Origin of the sequence: Neobacillus sp. (assembly GCF_031988165.1) — a bacterium.
In the GTDB taxonomy this organism is placed as follows: Bacteria; Bacillota; Bacilli; order Bacillales; family Cytobacillaceae; genus Neobacillus; species Neobacillus rhizosphaerae.
The window spans coordinates 1-18,454 of sequence record NZ_DALZYO010000024.1 but is presented as its reverse complement, the minus strand read 5'-3'; the positions used below and the strand labels follow the sequence as shown (position 1 = coordinate 18,454).

The window sequence follows — 18,454 nt, the reverse complement described above, 5'->3', positions numbered from 1 at the left end:
ATAAAAATAAGGGTAACACGAGAAAAGTTAGTCGTCAATATTTTTTGATTATTTTAACTATTTTGTAAATTATAAAGCGCTTTCATCAAATGGTGCCTGACACCATTTGTGTTATAATCACTTTAAATAGAGTAATAATTCGGAAATTTAGAAGGAGTGAAAGAAATGATTATTCCTTACAATGGCATTTCCCCCTCCATCCATGAATCAGTATTTGTGGCCCCAGGTGCTTATATCATTGGTGATGTTAAAATCGGGAAGGATTCGTCAGTCTGGTTTAATGCGGTTTTGCGGGCCGATGATGGACCAATTGTTATTGGGGAAAGATGCAGTATTCAGGATAATACCACGATACATATGTTTGAAGCATGTATCATAGAAGATGATGTGACAGTCGGTCATAATGTCATTTTACATGGTTGTAAAATTGGCAGGAGATCCATTATTGGTATGGGATCAACACTTTTAGACAATGTAGAAGTTGGTATGGAATGTATCATTGGGGCAAATACTCTGCTTGCCGGAGGAATCAAAATCCCGCCCCGCTCTCTCGTTCTTGGTTCACCGGGGAAAGTCGTGCGTGAATTGACCGAAAAAGACTTACAAATGCTGCAAATGTCCAGTGATCATTATGTCCAAAAAGGACGAGAATTTAAAGAATTGCTAAAATAACAGCACACCTAAAACCATCTATATAACAGGAAAAAGAGATGCTGAACGAAGCACCTCTTTTTCCAAAGAATTCATCCAGTATTTATAGTGTCACAATAATCGGGCCTTCTTTAGTGAGAATCATAGTATGTTCATACTGGGCGACAAAGCTTTTTTCAGTAGCATAGGTCCATTCGTCATCCAATTGAATTACTTCCTCTTCAAGTGTTGAGATAAATGGTTCAAAAGCGATAACCATACCCTCCTTAAGCAATTCATCATCCCATGGCTCAAAATAATTATATACATAATCAGGTGATTCATGGATGGAACGGCCAATCCCATGCCCTGTTAGGTTCTTGATTACTGTTAATCCATGCTGCTTTGCCGTTTGGTATACGACTTTTCCGATCCCGCTTTTCTTAGAACCCGGCTTGCATTTCTTAAGCCCTTCTTCAAAGGCCAATTTAGCAACTTCGCATATTTTGGTTAACAATTCATCTCCTTCACCGACAACGATAGAGATCCCTGTATCTGCGAAATAGCCATTCTTGGACCCTGAAACATCAATATTTACTAAATCCCCTTCCTGGATAACCCGGTCTCCCGGAATTCCATGGGCCACTTCTTCATTCACACTAATGCAAGTGTACCCTGGAAAATCGTATTCACCCATAGGAGCTGAAACGGCCCCAGCCTTTTCAAAAAGCTCTCCAGCAAGTGTATCAAGTTCTTTAGTCGTTACGCCAGGTATCGCCCTTTGAACCAACTCATCCCTTATAGAGGCAACAATCCTGCCAATTTCCTTTAAACCATTAAAATCTGCTTCTGTTTTTGCAATCATCGTTTTTCCCCACTCATTAAATTATTTACATCCATTATTATATTGTACTTTTATTTTTAATAATAGCCAAAATTAATGGAGGGCTAATGCATCTTCCCCTATAAACGTTGTTCTCTATTGAAGGGTATCACTTTTTAATAAATCTTCTTTTCATATTCAATAAGAGTTAATCGATCATTAATGACATATTCCCTGGTTTTTTTATAACCAAATTTTTCATAAAAATGACGATTTCGAGCATTATCCTTTGGCGTGTCAAGACTCCAATTCTTTACTTGTGGAAATTTCTTTTCGATGGTTGAAACAATTGTGCTCCCTAAACCCCTATTTTGACAGCCTGGACTTAGAAAAATCCGAAACAATCGATAATGGGTATCCGATATTTTCACTATGCAGGCACCACCAGCTATTTTACCATCAACAAATATGGTGTAATGAAAGGAATGGTTGATTTTATACTTGAAAAAATCCAAGGATTCGGCAGCTGGGCTAGTATCATAATCCCGATACTTTTTCAAATCAGATTGAAATGCTTCCTTTTGGATTTTTAACAACGCTTCTGCTTCGGTCATTTTTGTCTTTGAAAATTTAAAATCCATTTCCTCACCTCTGACTACATTTCAACCAGTATATGCAATTTCACAGTACTTGAAATAACAACAAAATATTTCCGTTTAAAAGGGTCAAAACATGCTGCAAGTATATCCCTAAGATAATAAAAGGAATCACCAAAAAAATAAATGGAACATTCATGGGGATTGACAAAAGTAAAGAATCATTATAAGATACAAAACGTAACAATTACGATTTAAAGAATCTATCAATCTTTTACTTTACCAATAAATATCTACACTAAATCGTAACTATTCTAATTTATAAAAATGAAAGAAAGGGATGTAGACAATTGAAAAGACTTTTTTTTCCATTGATAATTTTTGTATTAATCTTAAGCGGCTGCTCCAATGCTGTTCAGACTAAAGGAGAAAATGCGAATGAAAAAACAAAAAAACTACATATCGTAACCACCTTCTATCCAATTTATTATTTTACCCAACAAGTGGCTGGCAGCGCTGCAAACGTTGAATTATTAATCCCAAATGGTGTTGAACCCCACGACTGGGATCCAACTGCAAAGGATTTGGCTAAAATCCAAGACGCAGATCTATTTATCTATAACAGTCGGTACTTTGAAACATGGGCGGAAAAAGTACTAAAAAGTATTAATCAATCAAACTTAAAGGTTATTGAGGCTTCCAAAGGGATAGAATTGATAAATTCAGACTCGGAAGAGCAAGACCATCATTCCGAACAAAGCGCTTCTAAAGATCCTCATGTCTGGCTGTCTCCTGTATTGGCAGGGCAAGAAGTTGATACTATTGCTCAAGCATTAGAAAAGAGAGACCCCAAAAATAAGGAATTGTATCAAAAGAATGCCGAAGCTTTTAAGTCTCAACTTTCTGAATTAGATCGCTTATACAAAGCAACCGTTGTTCAGGCAAAGAACAAGGAATTTGTTACACAACACGCTGCATTTGGCTATTTGGCGAAACAATATGGCTTAACGCAAATTGCGATTGCTGGACTATCCCCTGACGTTGAACCATCTCTTGGAAAATTGAAAGAATTAACGGATTTAACAAAGAAGAAAAATGTAAAGATTATTTATTTTGAAGGACTTACTTCGTCTAAAGTGGCTCAGACATTAGCCAATGAAATTGGAGCAAAAACAGAAGTCTTAAATCCATTGGAGGGCTTAACGAAAGAAGAGCAACAAAAAGGGATGAACTATATAGATGTGATGAAAAAAAATCTAGAGTCGTTAAAAAAATCACTATTAGATTAACACTTTATATTTCACTTGAACCTTCGAATGGATTCAGGTTATACGAATAAATAAGGACTTCAGAGCATAAAGCTATTTAATAACCTAAAATTAGGGGGTTATTATGTTGGATGCACTTGAAATCTTTATTTGGATCCTATTATCGCTCTTAAGCATTTCCTTTATTTTTTCATTATTCTTAGTCGCAAGAAAGCCGATGGCTGGAAAACGAAAGAAAGATAAAAGGTTCGGTGAGTATATGTAACGGTGTCAGGCACCAAATAAAACAGACCGAACACTCGTCCGGTCTGTTTTCTGATTTATGATCTAGGATGGACTTTCACTCAAAGCCCCCGTTTTAGCCGGGATGAGGAAACTCAACACTACGGTAACGAGACTCAAACATAGTGCGTAAAGAAACACGTTTTGCATCCCGATGACAATGTTCGCTGCATGGTTAAGAATCAGTCCCATTACCGTAACACCGATAGAGGTTCCAATATTTCTCAAGAACATTTGCAGTGAAGTCGACACCCCTTTGATGGAAGAATCAGCAAATTCTTGAGAAGCAATCGTTCCAACCGCAAATAATAAACCAAAGGAAAATCCCTGTATAGTCAAAATGATAAACAAATTAGTATAGGATAGATCCTTTATGAATATAAATAATGCCAGTCCGGAAATAGCTGTAATTAAGCTTCCAGTGATAAACAAAGGTTTATAACCAAAACGGAGAATCCAATTTCCTGCAGGAGTACTGCCAAACATCCACCCCACGGCAATACTTAAGAGAATCAAGCCGCTTTTATAAATACTCATATGAGCGCCTTCCTGAAGAAACAACGGAATAAAATTCGACGTTCCGAAAAAGGACAGGCAATAAACTAACATGAAAAGGTTGGTCATCAGAATACCTTTATTTTTAAACAGCGCTACTGGAAGGAATGGATGTGCTTCTTTCCTTTCCACTAATGCAAATACAATCAAACCAATAAAACCAATGATAACGTACCAAATGGAATTACTCATGTTCGTTGCTAACAATAAGAGCGTAATGGAAGCTCCGAATAAGAAGAAACCTTTAAAATCGATATGAGTCTTTTTAAATTCAATTTGTTCCTTATATGGAAGCAAGCAAAGCACAGTGGCAATGCCAATCGGAATATTGATAAAGAAAATCCATCTCCATGTCAATGCTTCTACAAAAAACGAGCCCAATACAGGACCGACAATCGAAGATAGGGCCCAAATACTGCTAAATACTGCTTGGATCCTGCCGCGCTTTTCAATCGTAAACAAGTCACCTACGATGATCATCGAGAGCGGAACCATGCCACCTGCTCCCAACCCTTGAACGCCCCTGTAAATAACGAGCATAACCATTGAGTTCGCCATTCCACAAAGGATCGAGCCAACAGTGAAAATTCCAACAGATATTATTAATAGCCTTTTTCGTCCATACATATCAGATAGTTTCCCATAAAGCGGGACCGTCACCGTACTTGCTAACATATAGACAACAAAAATCCAGGCAAATAGCTCCATTCCTCCAAGTTGTTTTACAATTGTTGGACTCGCCGTTTGCATAATATTGGCATCCAGTGCCGAAATGAGGGTTGTAATCACAAGCCCCCAAAATACAAATTTATTTTTCCCCATAGAAACCTCCTAAGTAGATAAAACAAGATGATTATTTCCTCTTTTTTACATAAATTTTTTTACACTTCAACCATTATAACAAAATTTCTCAAAATATATTTAACTATTTATGAAATCTTAAGTAAGCCCCAACAACAAAAGACCCCAACAATGCGTTAGAGTCCTCAATTATTATTTTTTTTTAATGTTTAAAGCTCAATTCCTTACTCAATAACTTCTGAGTAATCGTTGGCAGCATAATTTCTACGGTGGTTCCTTCCTTTTCCTTACTGTGAATGGTTAACTCACCGTTATGACTTTCGATAATTTTAAAGCAGGTCATAAGACCGAGACCCGTCCCCTTTTCCTTCGTGGTATAGAATGGCTCCCCAAGTGTGTGAATACGTTCTTTCGGAATCCCCACGCCCTGATCGACAATTTGAATAGAAACATTCCCTTCTCGCTTTGCCATTACCTTAACCTCTATATTTCCTCCGCCCGGCATAGCCTCAATCGCATTCTTAAGAAGGTTTAGAAAAACCTGTTTTAGCTGATTTTCTTCGCAGCTTATCATTGGTAAATCACTTTCATATTCGACGAAAATCTGTACATTGTTCAATATAGATTGGGTATTAATTAACGTTACTACATCTTTTATTAATACCTTTACATCTTGTTCTACAAACACAGCAGCCGTCGGTTTGGCAAGAACTAGGAATTCACCAACAATGTCGTTTATCCTTTCAAGCTCAGACAGAACAATATCATAATATTCATCCTGGAGCTGGTTAGACTTGAATAACTGAATAAATCCTTTAATAGAAGTTAGCGGATTACGGATTTCATGGGCAATACCTGCAGCCATTTGACCCAACAATGCCAGTTTTTCAGACTTTTGCAGCAGCCGTTCCGTTTGTTCTCTTCTTTCCGTTATATCCTTCCCGATGGAAAGTATGGCCTCTTTTCCACCAAAAACGATAAACAAAGAAGAAACCTCATAGAAACACAATGTTCCATCCAAACGCTTGGCTTTGTATTCAATCGTGTTTATCGGCTGTTTTGCTTTCTTTATCTGCTTAAATCGTTCCAATAAGCGATTTTCATACTCAGGAACAATAAAATCAAAAATAGATTTACCGATTACTTCATCTTTTTGGGTAGCTCCAACCATGAAAACAGCTGCATTATTCGCAAAAATAATCTTATGTTCCTCGGAGATATAAACCGGCTCAGGCAATGAATCTATCAATTTCTTATAGCTTTCTTCACTAGCACGTGCTTTTTTTTCATAGTAGCGAGCCTTATCAAATTGCCATCCCACCGCCCAAGCAATAAGTGAAAAAATAAAAAAGTCTACCGTAAAAAATGGCTTTTTATGAAAATAGAGCTGGTAGGAAGTAAATAGGATGGAAATGACCAGAAGAATAATTTGTCCTGATTTTTTCATTTCTTTGTCCTCATATTAGGAATAGTTACTTTTATTAATTCGACATGTTCCTATATTTCCCTTCACTCATTTCTATTTTTCTGTAATTTATGGAAAATAAATGATGAAAGCATAGAATAGAGGTATTGTGGAGGAGGAATGGGGAAATGTCTATACACACATTCCTATAGACACATACACTATCTCGTATTAAAAAATTGACGAGGAGAGATATTTGTGGAAAAAAAGCACTTTGTAAGTTCAAATCTAATGCCCAACCAACCGATGGTAAGTGCGAATATAATGCCCACCCAGCCAACAATGCCAACAAATGTTTTACCAAATATACCCTATATAGCTCCACAGGTTTATCCGCAACAAACTTGTTACCCAGCTTATCATGATTGTTGTTATCCAATGCATGACCCATGTTGTCCACCGCTGATGCATGACCCATGTTGTCCACCGCTGATGCATGACCCATGTTGTCCGCCGCTGATGCATGACCCATGTTGTCCGCCGCTGATGCATGACCCATGTTGTCCGCCACCGATGTTTAACCCATGTTGTCCACCACCGATGTTTAACCCATGTTGTCCACCGCCGCTGCCTAATCCTTGCTGCTTTCCAATGCATCACCCTTGCTGCTAACCTTAATTAGGAATTTTTCCTATCGGTGCCATCCAACTAAATAAGAAATAATCCACCGCTAGGGGTGGATTATTTCTTATTAAGTCTCGAATGAGTACGAATTTTATTTCCAGATTGCTAGGAATCAATTTTCTCTTAAAAAGCTACCAATTACCCGCAAATACTCTTCCTCTTCTTCTAAATAAGGCATATGGGCACTATTCTCAAACACATGTAATTGCGAATTAGGGGTCTGATTGCTGTAATACTCGGTTGTTTCCGGAGTAGCCTCATCAAAACGCCCACATGTATAGAGAGTTGGACAAGTGATTTCCTTTAACCGTGAGGTACAATCAAAAGTCTTCAGATTACCCTTCACAATGAATTCCGAAGGACCCCACATAATATTGTAAATTTCAGGATTTCTAAATTGTGCCCCTTGTCTCAAGTGTTCTGGTTTTGGAATTCGACAAACGAAATGTTTGTTAAATACCTCAATCGCCTCTGTAAATTCCGCAGAATCGGTTGTACCATTTTCTTCACATCTTTGAATGGTTTCTTGAATTTCGATGGGTAGCTTTTGCAGATTGCGTTTTTGGTCTTGTTCCCATAAAGGAGCGCTAAGGCATGGGCTTGAAAAAATAACACTTTTCACCCCGCTTGGCCTTGTTAAGCAATAGGCAGCCGCAAGCGTTGTCCCCCATGAATGGCCGAGAATATGTACTTCATCAAGGTTCAGTGCTTGTCTTACCTGAGCTAATTCCTCCACAAACCGCTCAATCCGCCACAACGATTTATCGGTTGGCCTTTCCGACTTCCCACACCCTAACTGATCATAAAGGATAACCGGGCGCTCCGCTGCAAGCTCCTTCAGTCCTTGTAGAGAATAACCGGACGAACCCGGTCCTCCGTGCAAAATAATAACAGGAGTCTCCCCTGTCCCGTTATCAAATTTTTGATACCAAACCTTACCCCCGGTTACCTCGATGTAGCCATCCACATGCATAATGATTTCTCCCTTATGTAAATTTTTTGTCCAAGTGATATTGAAATGCATTCAATCGGTAGTTCAATCCTTTTGGTTTGGACTTAATCTTCATTTAATATACAGTTTTTTTGGAATTAATGAAATACTTTCTTCCATTCTTTCCTTTGTTGGAAACCAATCGTATAGTGCCAAAACTTAATGACCATAAAATCGAAAGAAATCAAAGTATTCTAACTAAAAAAATCATCCAGCTTGAATCAAATCTGGATGATCGTTCTTATGTTCGATAAAGATTAATGACATCTTTTAACTAGCTGCAGCAGCCCCTACCGTATTGGAAGCACCGCCGGTACGGTACAGTCCCATAACCAGCGACAATGATTCTCCTCCGCATGGCAACCTCCCTTTTTTTAACACTTCACACAAAAAGCGAATATGAAGGTAATATATCGATTCTTATAGTAAAGATCAGCAACTTTCTTTTATTTTCGGGAATGATAGCCACTTTCTCCATATGGCTGAAGATGATCTAGCCACTTTTCTTCTAGCTTTTGTAACTCTTCTTTCTCGTTGAAATATGCTGTTTCTTTCTTTTTAAGAATTTCCAGCACCTCAAATTCAAAGGAGTCCTTACCATATTCCAACCATTCTTTTTGCAACTCTTTATTCTTGTATCCGTCCATATCCAGCATGAACTTAACTCCATTTAGGGTTTTCAAATTCCTGGTGCTTCCAATATAAATCTTTTGATTTTTGGTATTCTTGATTTGAAAGATTCCTGCTTCAATTGCCGTTTCCTTATACTGCTGCTTTAATTCTTTTTTTCGATCCATTTTATTTACCACCTTTCACTCATTATTTTTTTACCCAATATTGGCTGCCGTCAGGTTTTCGGTCTAAAAATCCGTACTCTATTAAATATCTTCTTATAAGGACATAATCATCATAAAAGAAGTTCAAAATCTGATTTATTTCCTGTTCATCATACGTTCTTTCCCTATCTAGCTGGTTAACAATCTCTCTAAGTACAACGAGTTTTTGCTTTTCTTTCAGTGGGAACTTTTTTACCCGACCTTCTAATCCTTCCGGAAAAAATTTCTTCACAATTTCCTCTTGTTCTTCTTTTGTAAGATTATAGCGCTCATCCAACAACCTAGCTGTTTTCGGAATCGAAACAAAAGCTGGGGCATGTTTGTCTTTTTCCTTTAACAATTCCATTATCGTTAGAAAAGTCCGGGCCTGACGTTCTTTTTCTTTTAAGGAGAACCGATGATGCCTTATGGTCGAGGCACTGCCAATACCCATTTCTTCTTGAACTTCTGTATCGTTTTTTCCCTGATAAAACAAACGAAGAAGCTGATTCTGATGATCCGTGAGCCCTGTTAATTTCTTATCAAGTTCGAGCAAATAGGCAAAAACCGAATGATGAGTATGGTTAATATGGACCCTCATAAAACGTTCAGCTTCGTATAGAATCCCGTCATTAGGATAAACAATCCCCTTTTCTATTATCTCGCCGCATAGAAGGCATATAAACGAATCTGAGTTGTCCATATACCCACGCTTAAGTTCTTCAATTGAAGCATTCCAAAATATTTCCGAAAGCTCCATACTTCAAACACCTGCCATTTTCGTTTGTTCTTTTACAAACGTATTTTTAATTTGTTTGTATATTTATAAATATGTTAATTTAAAGTTTGCATGTTGTCAATGAATAAAAAAGACCCAACATCCTACAACATGTTGGGTCCGGAAGTATAGCTCCCTCAAATAGGTCCACTATTTGAATATGGCTGCTCATTCATCCGTTTCTTATCCACTTTAATCACTCACTCTGTTAAATTAAATCCTCGGGTTGATGTATTTTTTCATTAGGTAAAAAAGAAAACTTAACGCAAGATTAATCAGCGAAAAGAATAACGCAATGCTTGAAAAAGCTAGGATATAGGCATTATATTCGGCGAGTTTTACAATCATCCGATAACTATCCAACTGAAGAACCCCCGAAACGATGTTAAATAACACCAGCACGAAGAAAATCATTAGAAGCCCACGGGCAGACCCTTGAATATCCGCTTTGCTTAAGGCAATATGGGAAGAAATACTGATGGCCAGCACCAAAAAAAGCCAAAAAAGTGGATTGATTAGATTTTCAACGGTAAAGAGACCTTTGGTTAACGCAAACACAGCTCCCCCAGCCATCTTAACTACATTCACATCCAGTATTTCTAAAGAAACATGTTGATGAATGTAGGCGTTAAAAACTATATAGGATTTGGGCACCAGTAAATACATTCCTAAGACCAACGCCCCGATGCCACTAAAAATAGGCCCCATTCCGATAAAAAAATTCCCCATCTTCTGAAACATACTATTTCTGTTATAAGAGTGCTCGACATACCCAAGCACACCAGTAGGGCTGTTAACTTGTAGCAACTTTACCCTTGTTACCCGATGCCCCCAAATAAAACATTGGATAAGATGGCCGATTTCGTGGATGGGAGTACCTATCCACGCGGTTACTAATACCGCACGCGGTCCAAACGTTCGGACTAAGAAAGTACTAGCGTATCGTTCAAGGACTCCCAAAATGAAGCCGACTGCCATCAAAATACCAAAAAGGTACAACAACTCAATCAAGCTTACAAGCAGGATATGTAAAAAAGATAATAGGATATTCATAGTAGGTAAAGGATTCCTTTCAGGCAAATTCTTTTTCTTTCCTTCATGTTATACCATGTTCTCAGAAAACATTCATTCCTTATGACTCTACCTATTAAATAGAAAGGCATTTGATTGATTTCCCCGCTTTATTACGGCGGATTTCCTTTATTAAAGCAGTAATATTCTCCAATGATAAAAACTTCCAATTTAAACAGTTAGGTTATATAAATTGGATAATAGAATCTAATATAACCAAAAAGCTTGAGGACATTTTTCCTCAAGCTTTTTTGATGCCATTTTATGTGTCGTTTTTTCGCCGTCTGATCGTTTATGAAAGATTTGAAGTAGTAGTTCTATATCGGAGTTTTCTTACCAGAATTCCCCTTAAATAAATGAACAATGAACGTTCCCAAGAATACAGCAATTAAAATACTAAAGAATAGTAATTCATCCATACGGAATCCGAAAGCAGAGATAATCATTTTTACTCCAATAATAGCAATTAGGACAAACGCCGTTATTTCAAATTCAGGGACTTTTTCAATTAATGTTAGGAATAATTGGGCTACCCCACGCATCATTAAAATACCTAACACTCCCCCTAGAAATAAGACCCATTCTTGATTAGACACACCAAATGCCGCGATGACACTATCAAAGCTAAAAGCAATATCCATCAGCTCTACAGTTAAAACGGTTCTCCAAAATCCCATTTTCTTGGATGACACTTCATCTTCGTCTTCATTTTTCTTAATAAAGTTTTGAAAGACAATCCAAAGAAGATAATGACCACACACAATTTTAATCCAAGGAATGTTGATTAACGAGACCCCTAAACCAATGGCCAAAATCCGAAAAAAATAGGCACCAATAATTCCATAGAAGAGAGCTTTCTTCCGTTGTTGCTTTGGTAAATGCTTCACCATAACAGCCAAAACGAGAGCATTATCTGCAGATAATAATCCTTCTAGAATAATAAGGGTACCAATCACTCCCCAGTTAGCAGGGTTAGTCACAACATTTTCTAAAGTTTCCAGTGAAAAAAATGTACTATAGCTTCTTATGATTTCTTGGAGGAATTCCATCGGTTCTTCTTTCTTCCCTTCAATTGGTTATTAACTTCTCTTTACTCACCTCCTCTTCCACGTCTAGTGAATTTTCATTTCGATGTATCCATTAACATCGGAGCCAAAGTAAGAAAAACCATCTAACCAATGTGCACAATCTACCTAAAAAAATTTCCTGATCTGTTACACTAGTACAGCTTGTCCCCTTTAATTTCCAACTACAAGTTGCTTACTTATTCAATCACCTATTCTAAATGTATGTAATGCTCTCGAATATATGAACAAAAAACATCCACTAAAACTGAATCAAGGTTCTCAATCAATAACTAATAATTCAAATGATGGATTGGTAAAAACAATGGGGCAAAGAATGATTTTTTTTGCTATTTAATATGCCTCTTAGATAGATGAAAAATCTTCGCTTAATTCTTTTTTGATTTCTTCAAAAAATTTCTTAAACACTTCCATTTGGTCTATGATTTTGTCGAATCAAACAAGAATATATTGTCGATTTAATTTAAGCCAATAACTGAAACTAATACTCTCCTCCATACGACTATTATGTTATTACAAAATAAAATTCATTTTTAGGGGGTAATAAAATGAATCAAAGTTTACGGTTATCAAAAGGATTTTTGGCAGGTCTTATTACTTTGGCATTGGCAATTGCATTGTTGTTTTCACCATTTTTACAAAGAGCTGAAGCATCCGTGTCCTGGGGTCAGGAAGTAACTACCGTGGCCGAGCGATTCATAGGGAAAGATTATAAATGGGGTGGAAATACTCCTAAGGGCTTCGACGCATCTGGTTATACCCAATATGTTTTTAAAAACTCTCCTGCAAAAATGAATCTTCCTCATTCCTCTAAAGAACAATATAAACTTGGTAAAGCTATAGGAAAGAAAAATCTCAAAGAAGGCGATTTAGTTTTCTTTAACACGGATGGAAAAGGAGTATCATTTGTAGGAATCTACCTAAATAAAAATCAATTTCTTGCCGTTACCGTTAGCAAAGGCGTTTCGATCCAATCATTAAACACAAAATATTGGAAGGATCGTTATGTCGGTGCGAAAAGAGTGGTCAAAGAGTAGAAAATTAAAATAGATAAATAAGCGAAATACAAGCGGTCAAGAATGATCGCTTGTATTTACCCTTCCTTCCTCTCGGTCATTTACTTTTTTCAACATCCATATTTCACTATTTTCATTAAGGGGTAGTGTCAGGAAAACGCGATTAACAACGTTATGGAAATCCAAATATATTTAAAAGCCTAATTTCTCGAGAAATTAGGCTTTAGTTAATTTATTAACTGCTATTCTAGTTATCCGTAGATCCTTTGCTTAGATTTACGTGTCTAAGCATGGTCACAATGATTACTGCTACAACAAGCAGTAGGACTGCACTTACTCCTGCAACAGTATTCATACCAATTGTGAAGGCTTCCCGTGCTATGGTCAGCAGTGAATGGCCTAATGAATTTGGAATATCTTGTGCAACTTCTATTGCTCCTGCGATGTTGTCCCGTGCTATTTGTGATGCTCTATTCGGTAGTTCTTGTGGAATTAAGTCGGCCATTCGATTTCTATATACTGCAGTACTGATACTACCTAAAACAGCGAGTCCCAAGGCAAAACCAAATTCGGCGCTAGTCTGCGACAGCCCACCAGCTGATCCTGCCCTCTCAGGTGGCGCTGATCCAATAATCATATTAGGAGATAAGGTCATCAATGGACCTGAGCCAAAGCTGGTGAGAGCATAACCGACTACTAATAAAGTCAAGCCAGTATTCATTTCCACCTGGGAAAGCAATAAGAGACCTGTTACAGAAGCCGCAAGTCCTCCCCCAATCAGATAGGCAGGACGAATTTTTTGTGCAATTATAGGGGATACAAGAAAACTAATCATTTGTGAGCTCACTGCAGGAAGCATCCATAAAGCTGTTTGTAAGGGAGGAAGCCCTTTAACTAATTGAAGGTACTGCGTGACAAGCAGCATAATGATACCCATGAGCATGGTCCCCGCCAGTTGTCCTCCAACCGCTGTGCTTAAGGTTCGATCTGAAAATAGTCTCAGATCGAGCAATGGGTTTGTTAACGTACGTTGTCGCTTTACAAAAACGACAATGATCCCCAATCCTGCCATGATTAACAAGAAGTTCAACAGATTCCACCCATAATTAGCTATCTCCTTGAAACCATAAATTAAAGGTAAAATAGAAGCCAAAGATAGAAAAACGCTAAATAAGTCAAGCCGACCTGCATTTGTATTTCGGTATTCAGGTAGAAGTACTGGACCTAGCAAAACTAACACGATCATAGCAGGTACACCAAGCAAAAATACCGACCCCCACCAATATTTCGCCAGTAGAACGCCTCCAATCAACGGCCCTATTGCGGCCCCTCCCATGAATCCGGCCATCCAGATACTAATAGCAATTCCACGTTGTTTAGAATCGGAGAACATGGTGCTAATCAGAGCTAACGTGGAAGGAGCAATGGTAGCCCCAGCAATTCCGAGCAAAGCTCTAGACATAATTAACATCACAGGATTTATTGAAAAAGCTGACAGAACGGAGGCCAAACCGAATGCCGATGCCCCAATCAATAGCAACTTGCGCCTGCCGATGCGGTCTCCAAGTGTGCCCATTGTAATTAGGAATCCTGCAAGCATGAATCCATATATATCCATGATCCAAATTTGTTCAACGCTGCTAGCCTTTAAGTCTATACTAAGGTATGGTAGCGCTAGAACAAGTACAAATAAATCGATGGACACAAGCAAACTGGCAAAGACCAAGACAGCAAGACCAAGCCAATCCTTTGCGTCTGCCTTCTTTTGAATCACTGTCATTGATTTTGCTCCGTCATAGACTCGTGTTTCAACACTTCACCCAGCTTATCCAACATGATCTTCGTACCATGTTCTCGGGCTTCTGGCGAATCATGACCATCGAGGAAAGCGCCCTGTTCAGTAAATATCAACCGAGTCTCTGATTCCTCTTGTTTAAATTCAACAGTGGCCACCGATACAGAGATACGTGTTTCACCCATATCCATGGTGTAAGTATAGACAATGCGTTGATTCGGTACAATTTCTTCATATCGTGCGTTAAATCTGTAAACAGGTCCCCCTGGTGGCCCTCCTTGGTTACTCTCCCGTCCTCCTACACGAAAGTCAAATTCTTCGGCCTTCTGAAACCATTGGGACTTAATAGTTGGGTCGGACCATGCCTCAAAAACACGATCACGATTGGTATAATATACTCTTTCCACAACAAAGGTATCATGCGTAGCAAATCGATTATTCATTATTTGTTCCTCCTTTTTCCGAATCATTCGGATATCTGACAAGAAAATTGCCGAGTCTGTCTAAATGGTGCTCTACGTTCTTTTGTCTTCCAATAAAATAGGATTGATGACTCTTTTTCATCATACCAAGCAACTTTGTAAAATCTTCAACCGTTACAGGTTTATTTATTTGCATAAGACTTGAGATATTTTGTAGTTCTTTTAATAATTTTTGCTGCATACTGATATTTTCCTTCAAACGACTTATTTGAAGAGATATCACTTCTGTTGGATTATAATCCTGATTATCTAAAACAAATTTGACTTCCTCTAATGATAATCCTAATTCCTTTAAGGCAAGAATTTGCTGCAATCGTGAAAGATCTGACTCATTATATAGCCTGTATCCTCCATTTGAATAGTCTGACGGAGAATACAAACCAATTTGGTCATAATAACGCAAAGTCCGAATCGTTAATCCTGTCAACTTAGCAAGTTCTCCAACTTTCCAGTTATTGTTCTTAGAAATAATCATCACCTCGTTTCGCGCGCATTTATTACCGGTATTTCCATAATAAACCATTACGTTGCGTAATGGTCAAGGCTAATAAATCATTATTTCATAATTTTTTCTTTTTTGGAATATGGATGGTTAACAATTATTCTTTGATAGGCGGTAGAACCAGCAACTGAGACTTAAGAGGCGACGTAACCATAAAAGTGACACAAAAGTCCTGAAAATATAGAGGTGTCCACGGCATACAATATGAGTATGGGCAGACACCTAAACGTTCAACGCGAAGCGGCGAACGTTAGCGTTTTTTTGGCACGTTTCCACGAGGCGGGTGGCATCTTCCGTCTCATTTTATTCTGAATTATATGGCTGACTCAAGACCGCTCAGACTTTCAACGGAATTTGAGAAATGATGCGCGGCAGAATTAGTAACACTGCAGCTAATAACAGTAACTCAGAGCCTAATACTGCCAGTTCCGATAAGGCAAGAATTCCAGGTACAGTAGTCATGGCATGAAACATCACTACAGCACCTAAAATCCCAAATATCGCCATGTGCCATTTTCGGAGTTGAAAACCCACCACAGAACTCCAGCCTATGAGAAAAAACAGCGGCATATGCAGATAATGTGTAATTGCAGACAACAGTGAAATGTTTTCAAAGTATATGATTGAAGCTAAAATCGGTATGAGCAGAAACAGTGATGTAATGCTTATGGCTCCAGTATAGGCCCAAAAGAACTGTTTTCTGGTCAGGCCCCGTGACACATATAGTTTTGTTGCAACCAGTGGATATACAATTCCCATTACCAGAAGGTATATTTTAGGGGCATATATGATGGAATCCCGTATCCATAAAGTATCATCGATTTTTACATAAGAAAATACTATAAGAACTATAGCCATTGTCAAGGCATAGATGCCTATAAACCAACATGTGGCCTTAGCCTGTGTTGATAGTAGAAGCTTCAAAGCTTTTTTCATCATTACTCTTTTCCTCCTTTTTCGGTCATGTAGATGAATAAATCCTGCAGCGAGGGCTGAGAGAATTCAAGACCTACTTTTGCGGCGTCAAGACGGTCCTGTTCTGACAATTCCCCGAACAATACAGCCTCTTTCTGCCGGCCTAAGGTTCGCTGCAACAAGCTTTCACGACCGTTAACGAAGCTGTCTACGGCTTCGCTAAATCCTGTTACGGCTGTTCCTTTTGAACGCAGGGTATCACAGTCGTCGTGGGCAATTACCTGTCCCTTATTAATAATTATAGCTTCGCTGAAAAGCCCCTCCATCTCATTGATAAAATGTGTTGAAAACAAAATAAGCTTTGGCCTCTGGGTATAGTCTGATAAAAGTTCGCTAATAAACAACTTGCGTACGGCGGCATCCATGCCGAGATATGCTTCGTCATAAATGGTAATCGGCGTCTGTCCGGCTAGCCCGATAATCACATGTACTGCTGAACGCATACCGTGACTTAAGGCTCCCATTGTTTTCTTCATCGGTATTTCAAACAGCTTTATAAGTTTTTCTGCATAGGCGGCATCCCAGTTAGGACGGAGCGCAGCCGTTATTTTAAACAGGTCTTTTACATGTAAGGCATTTTCTGTTTCATTCTGATTGTCATAAATATAGGCGATTTGTGGCATTATGTTCCTGTTTTCATAAGGATTTTCGCCGGATATGGTTATTGTTCCTGAGGTTGGTCTGCGGTAGGCGCTGAGCAGCGACAAAAGTGAGGTCTTTCCTGCACCGTTCCTGCCAATCAGCCCGCAGATTGCCTGCTCGGGAAGGTTTAAACTTATATTATTCAATGCAAGGGTATTTCCGTATTTAAGTGATACATTTTCAAGATTAATCATTTTTTTTCTCCTTTCCACGCACTATCGATCATTTCATGAATCTCCCGAAGGGTAAAACCCAGGGGCTTTGCCAGGGCCGTAAGAGGCTCTACCTGTTCCTGGAAAAATGCCTGTGAAAATCGTCTTTTAAGCTTTTCAGGTGCATCGGGGCTCACATACATTCCAAGCCCGCGCTTTTTAAAAATTATTCCCTCATCCACCAGAAGGTTAATCCCTTTCAGTACGGTGACGGGATTTATGTTGTAATGGCTGACAAGCTGGCTGTTTGAGGGTATCTGTTCTTCAGGTGCCAGCCGCCCGTTAAGAATATCCTCCTCAATGGCCTCTTTGATTTGCAGATAAATGGGACGGTTACTATCCAGATCTGACTTCATGACGCCCTCCTTTCATTTATAGTGTTATTGTATACTGGTGTTATATAAGAGTATAACACCTCTTGGTAAATATTTCAAGTGTAGATTTAAAATAAGTTTGATTAAATTTACTTAATAAACCTTGATAAAGGAACAAATAGAAAAAGCGTGTTTTGAAAAAAGATTGATCAAAACACGCTTTTTCTACATTCAATTGAATTATCTTTTTTTAAAAAAGTTTGATAACTTTGTGATCCTTGCTCAATTAAAGCGCCCGATTATTAAAAAGGGAATATCATAATTTTTTAAACATCCGCATATTTACTTTACAGTTCCGTGAAGGATTGAGTGGTTATATAAAAGATGATAATTAAAGGAAGATTATTTTCGGAAGTTCTTTCACTTTGTCCCTATTTTTGTCCACATAAAATGCTTTTAGTTGGTATGGTCATGAGTGTTTTTTATTAACCCAACCAAATTCCATCGGGGATGAAGTGTTAATGATACCATCTTTAATGATATATATTGTATTTTATCTTTGGAATGTGAAATATTATTAATTTCTATTCAAACGATAGATTAGTTGCACAACGCCAGAGGAGAACGTTCTTGTATTAACCATTTTTAAATTCAAGCTTTGCTTTATATCAATAAATAACGGTTTTCCTTCTCCCAAAATAACAGGGTGAACAGATAATCTAAATTCATCAA

The 18,454-nt window shown here is 38.1% G+C and carries 20 protein-coding genes and 1 pseudogene; 4 read left to right on the top strand and 17 right to left on the bottom strand.

All coding sequences use genetic code 11. From position 1 onward, the window contains the following. The first annotated feature begins 165 nt into the window (after positions 1-165). Positions 166-672, top strand: a complete 507-nt coding sequence (locus RTR43_RS15315; RefSeq protein WP_312473105.1) for a gamma carbonic anhydrase family protein — start codon at positions 166-168, stop codon at positions 670-672. Between the two features lie 82 nt (positions 673-754). Here RTR43_RS15315 and map read toward each other — a convergent pair whose 3' ends face one another. Together map and RTR43_RS15305 are read right to left on the bottom strand one after the other, a co-directional pair. Next, the gene (gene map / locus RTR43_RS15310) at positions 755-1,495 is read right to left on the bottom strand and encodes a type I methionyl aminopeptidase (protein ID WP_312473104.1); all 741 of its coding nucleotides are present in this window, start codon (positions 1,493-1,495) and stop codon (positions 755-757) included. Between the two features lie 134 nt (positions 1,496-1,629). After that, the gene (locus RTR43_RS15305; protein WP_312473103.1) at positions 1,630-2,094 is read right to left on the bottom strand and encodes a GNAT family N-acetyltransferase; all 465 of its coding nucleotides are present in this window, start codon (positions 2,092-2,094) and stop codon (positions 1,630-1,632) included. Positions 2,095-2,399: 305 nt separating this feature from the next. On the opposite strand from RTR43_RS15305, the gene RTR43_RS15300 reads away from it, so the two are divergent. Both RTR43_RS15300 and RTR43_RS15295 read left to right on the top strand, forming a co-directional pair. Next, positions 2,400-3,338: a metal ABC transporter substrate-binding protein gene (locus RTR43_RS15300; protein ID WP_312473102.1), complete on the top strand. Its 939-nt coding sequence runs from the start codon at positions 2,400-2,402 to the stop codon at positions 3,336-3,338. A 103-nt stretch (positions 3,339-3,441) separates the two neighbouring features. Further along, a complete protein-coding gene (locus tag RTR43_RS15295) occupies positions 3,442-3,582 on the top strand; it encodes a hypothetical protein (RefSeq protein ID WP_312473101.1) in 141 nt (46 codons plus the stop codon). Positions 3,583-3,644: 62 nt separating this feature from the next. On the opposite strand, the gene RTR43_RS15290 is transcribed toward RTR43_RS15295, so the two are convergent. The 8 genes from RTR43_RS15290 to RTR43_RS15255 form a co-directional block, all read right to left on the bottom strand. Further along, a complete protein-coding gene (locus RTR43_RS15290; protein WP_312473100.1) occupies positions 3,645-4,976 on the bottom strand; it encodes an MDR family MFS transporter in 1,332 nt (443 codons plus the stop codon). A 181-nt stretch (positions 4,977-5,157) separates the two neighbouring features. After that, a complete protein-coding gene (locus RTR43_RS15285) occupies positions 5,158-6,402 on the bottom strand; it encodes an ATP-binding protein (protein WP_312473099.1) in 1,245 nt (414 codons plus the stop codon). Positions 6,403-6,436: 34 nt separating this feature from the next. Then, complete coding sequence (locus RTR43_RS15280; protein WP_312473098.1) at positions 6,437-6,919, bottom strand: hypothetical protein; 483 nt, start codon at positions 6,917-6,919, stop codon at positions 6,437-6,439. Positions 6,920-7,156: 237 nt separating this feature from the next. Then, positions 7,157-8,017, bottom strand: a complete 861-nt coding sequence (locus tag RTR43_RS15275; protein WP_312473097.1) for a proline iminopeptidase-family hydrolase — start codon at positions 8,015-8,017, stop codon at positions 7,157-7,159. Between the two features lie 464 nt (positions 8,018-8,481). After that, on the bottom strand, positions 8,482-8,832 hold the full coding sequence (locus RTR43_RS15270; protein ID WP_312473096.1) for a GIY-YIG nuclease family protein: 351 nt from the start codon (positions 8,830-8,832) through the stop codon (positions 8,482-8,484). A 22-nt stretch (positions 8,833-8,854) separates the two neighbouring features. Next, positions 8,855-9,610: a DUF2087 domain-containing protein gene (locus RTR43_RS15265; RefSeq protein WP_312473095.1), complete on the bottom strand. Its 756-nt coding sequence runs from the start codon at positions 9,608-9,610 to the stop codon at positions 8,855-8,857. Positions 9,611-9,841: 231 nt separating this feature from the next. After that, entirely contained in the window at positions 9,842-10,681 is an 840-nt protein-coding gene (locus RTR43_RS15260; RefSeq protein WP_312473094.1) for a hypothetical protein, read from the bottom strand. A 335-nt stretch (positions 10,682-11,016) separates the two neighbouring features. Continuing rightward, positions 11,017-11,748 (bottom strand): TerC family protein, encoded by a 732-nt coding sequence (locus tag RTR43_RS15255; RefSeq protein ID WP_312473093.1) that lies wholly within the window; start codon positions 11,746-11,748, stop codon positions 11,017-11,019. A gap of 584 nt (positions 11,749-12,332) precedes the next feature. Between RTR43_RS15255 and RTR43_RS15250 the strand changes: the two genes are divergently transcribed. Next, positions 12,333-12,821 carry a C40 family peptidase gene (locus tag RTR43_RS15250; protein ID WP_312473092.1) on the top strand — a complete coding sequence of 163 codons (489 nt, stop codon included), beginning with the start codon at positions 12,333-12,335 and terminating at the stop codon, positions 12,819-12,821. Between the two features lie 226 nt (positions 12,822-13,047). On the opposite strand, the gene RTR43_RS15245 is transcribed toward RTR43_RS15250, so the two are convergent. The 7 genes and pseudogenes from RTR43_RS15245 to RTR43_RS15215 form a co-directional block, all read right to left on the bottom strand. Continuing rightward, complete coding sequence (locus RTR43_RS15245; RefSeq protein ID WP_312473091.1) at positions 13,048-14,580, bottom strand: MFS transporter; 1,533 nt, start codon at positions 14,578-14,580, stop codon at positions 13,048-13,050. Then, the gene (locus tag RTR43_RS15240; protein ID WP_312473090.1) at positions 14,577-15,038 is read right to left on the bottom strand and encodes an SRPBCC family protein; all 462 of its coding nucleotides are present in this window, start codon (positions 15,036-15,038) and stop codon (positions 14,577-14,579) included. The genes RTR43_RS15245 and RTR43_RS15240 overlap by 4 nt, the downstream gene beginning before the upstream one ends. After that, positions 15,031-15,552 carry a MerR family transcriptional regulator gene (locus RTR43_RS15235; RefSeq protein ID WP_312473089.1) on the bottom strand — a complete coding sequence of 174 codons (522 nt, stop codon included), beginning with the start codon at positions 15,550-15,552 and terminating at the stop codon, positions 15,031-15,033. The genes RTR43_RS15240 and RTR43_RS15235 overlap by 8 nt, the downstream gene beginning before the upstream one ends. Positions 15,553-15,915: 363 nt before the next feature. Next, the gene (locus RTR43_RS15230) at positions 15,916-16,518 is read right to left on the bottom strand and encodes a hypothetical protein (RefSeq protein WP_312473088.1); all 603 of its coding nucleotides are present in this window, start codon (positions 16,516-16,518) and stop codon (positions 15,916-15,918) included. Further along, positions 16,518-17,390 (bottom strand): ABC transporter ATP-binding protein, encoded by an 873-nt coding sequence (locus tag RTR43_RS15225; RefSeq protein ID WP_312473087.1) that lies wholly within the window; start codon positions 17,388-17,390, stop codon positions 16,518-16,520. The genes RTR43_RS15230 and RTR43_RS15225 overlap by 1 nt, the downstream gene beginning before the upstream one ends. Beyond that, positions 17,387-17,764 carry a GntR family transcriptional regulator gene (locus tag RTR43_RS15220; protein ID WP_312473086.1) on the bottom strand — a complete coding sequence of 126 codons (378 nt, stop codon included), beginning with the start codon at positions 17,762-17,764 and terminating at the stop codon, positions 17,387-17,389. Before RTR43_RS15220 ends, RTR43_RS15225 begins: the two co-directional genes overlap by 4 nt. A gap of 535 nt (positions 17,765-18,299) precedes the next feature. Further along, positions 18,300-18,454: pseudogene (locus RTR43_RS15215) on the bottom strand (dihydrofolate reductase family protein); the annotation flags it as partial.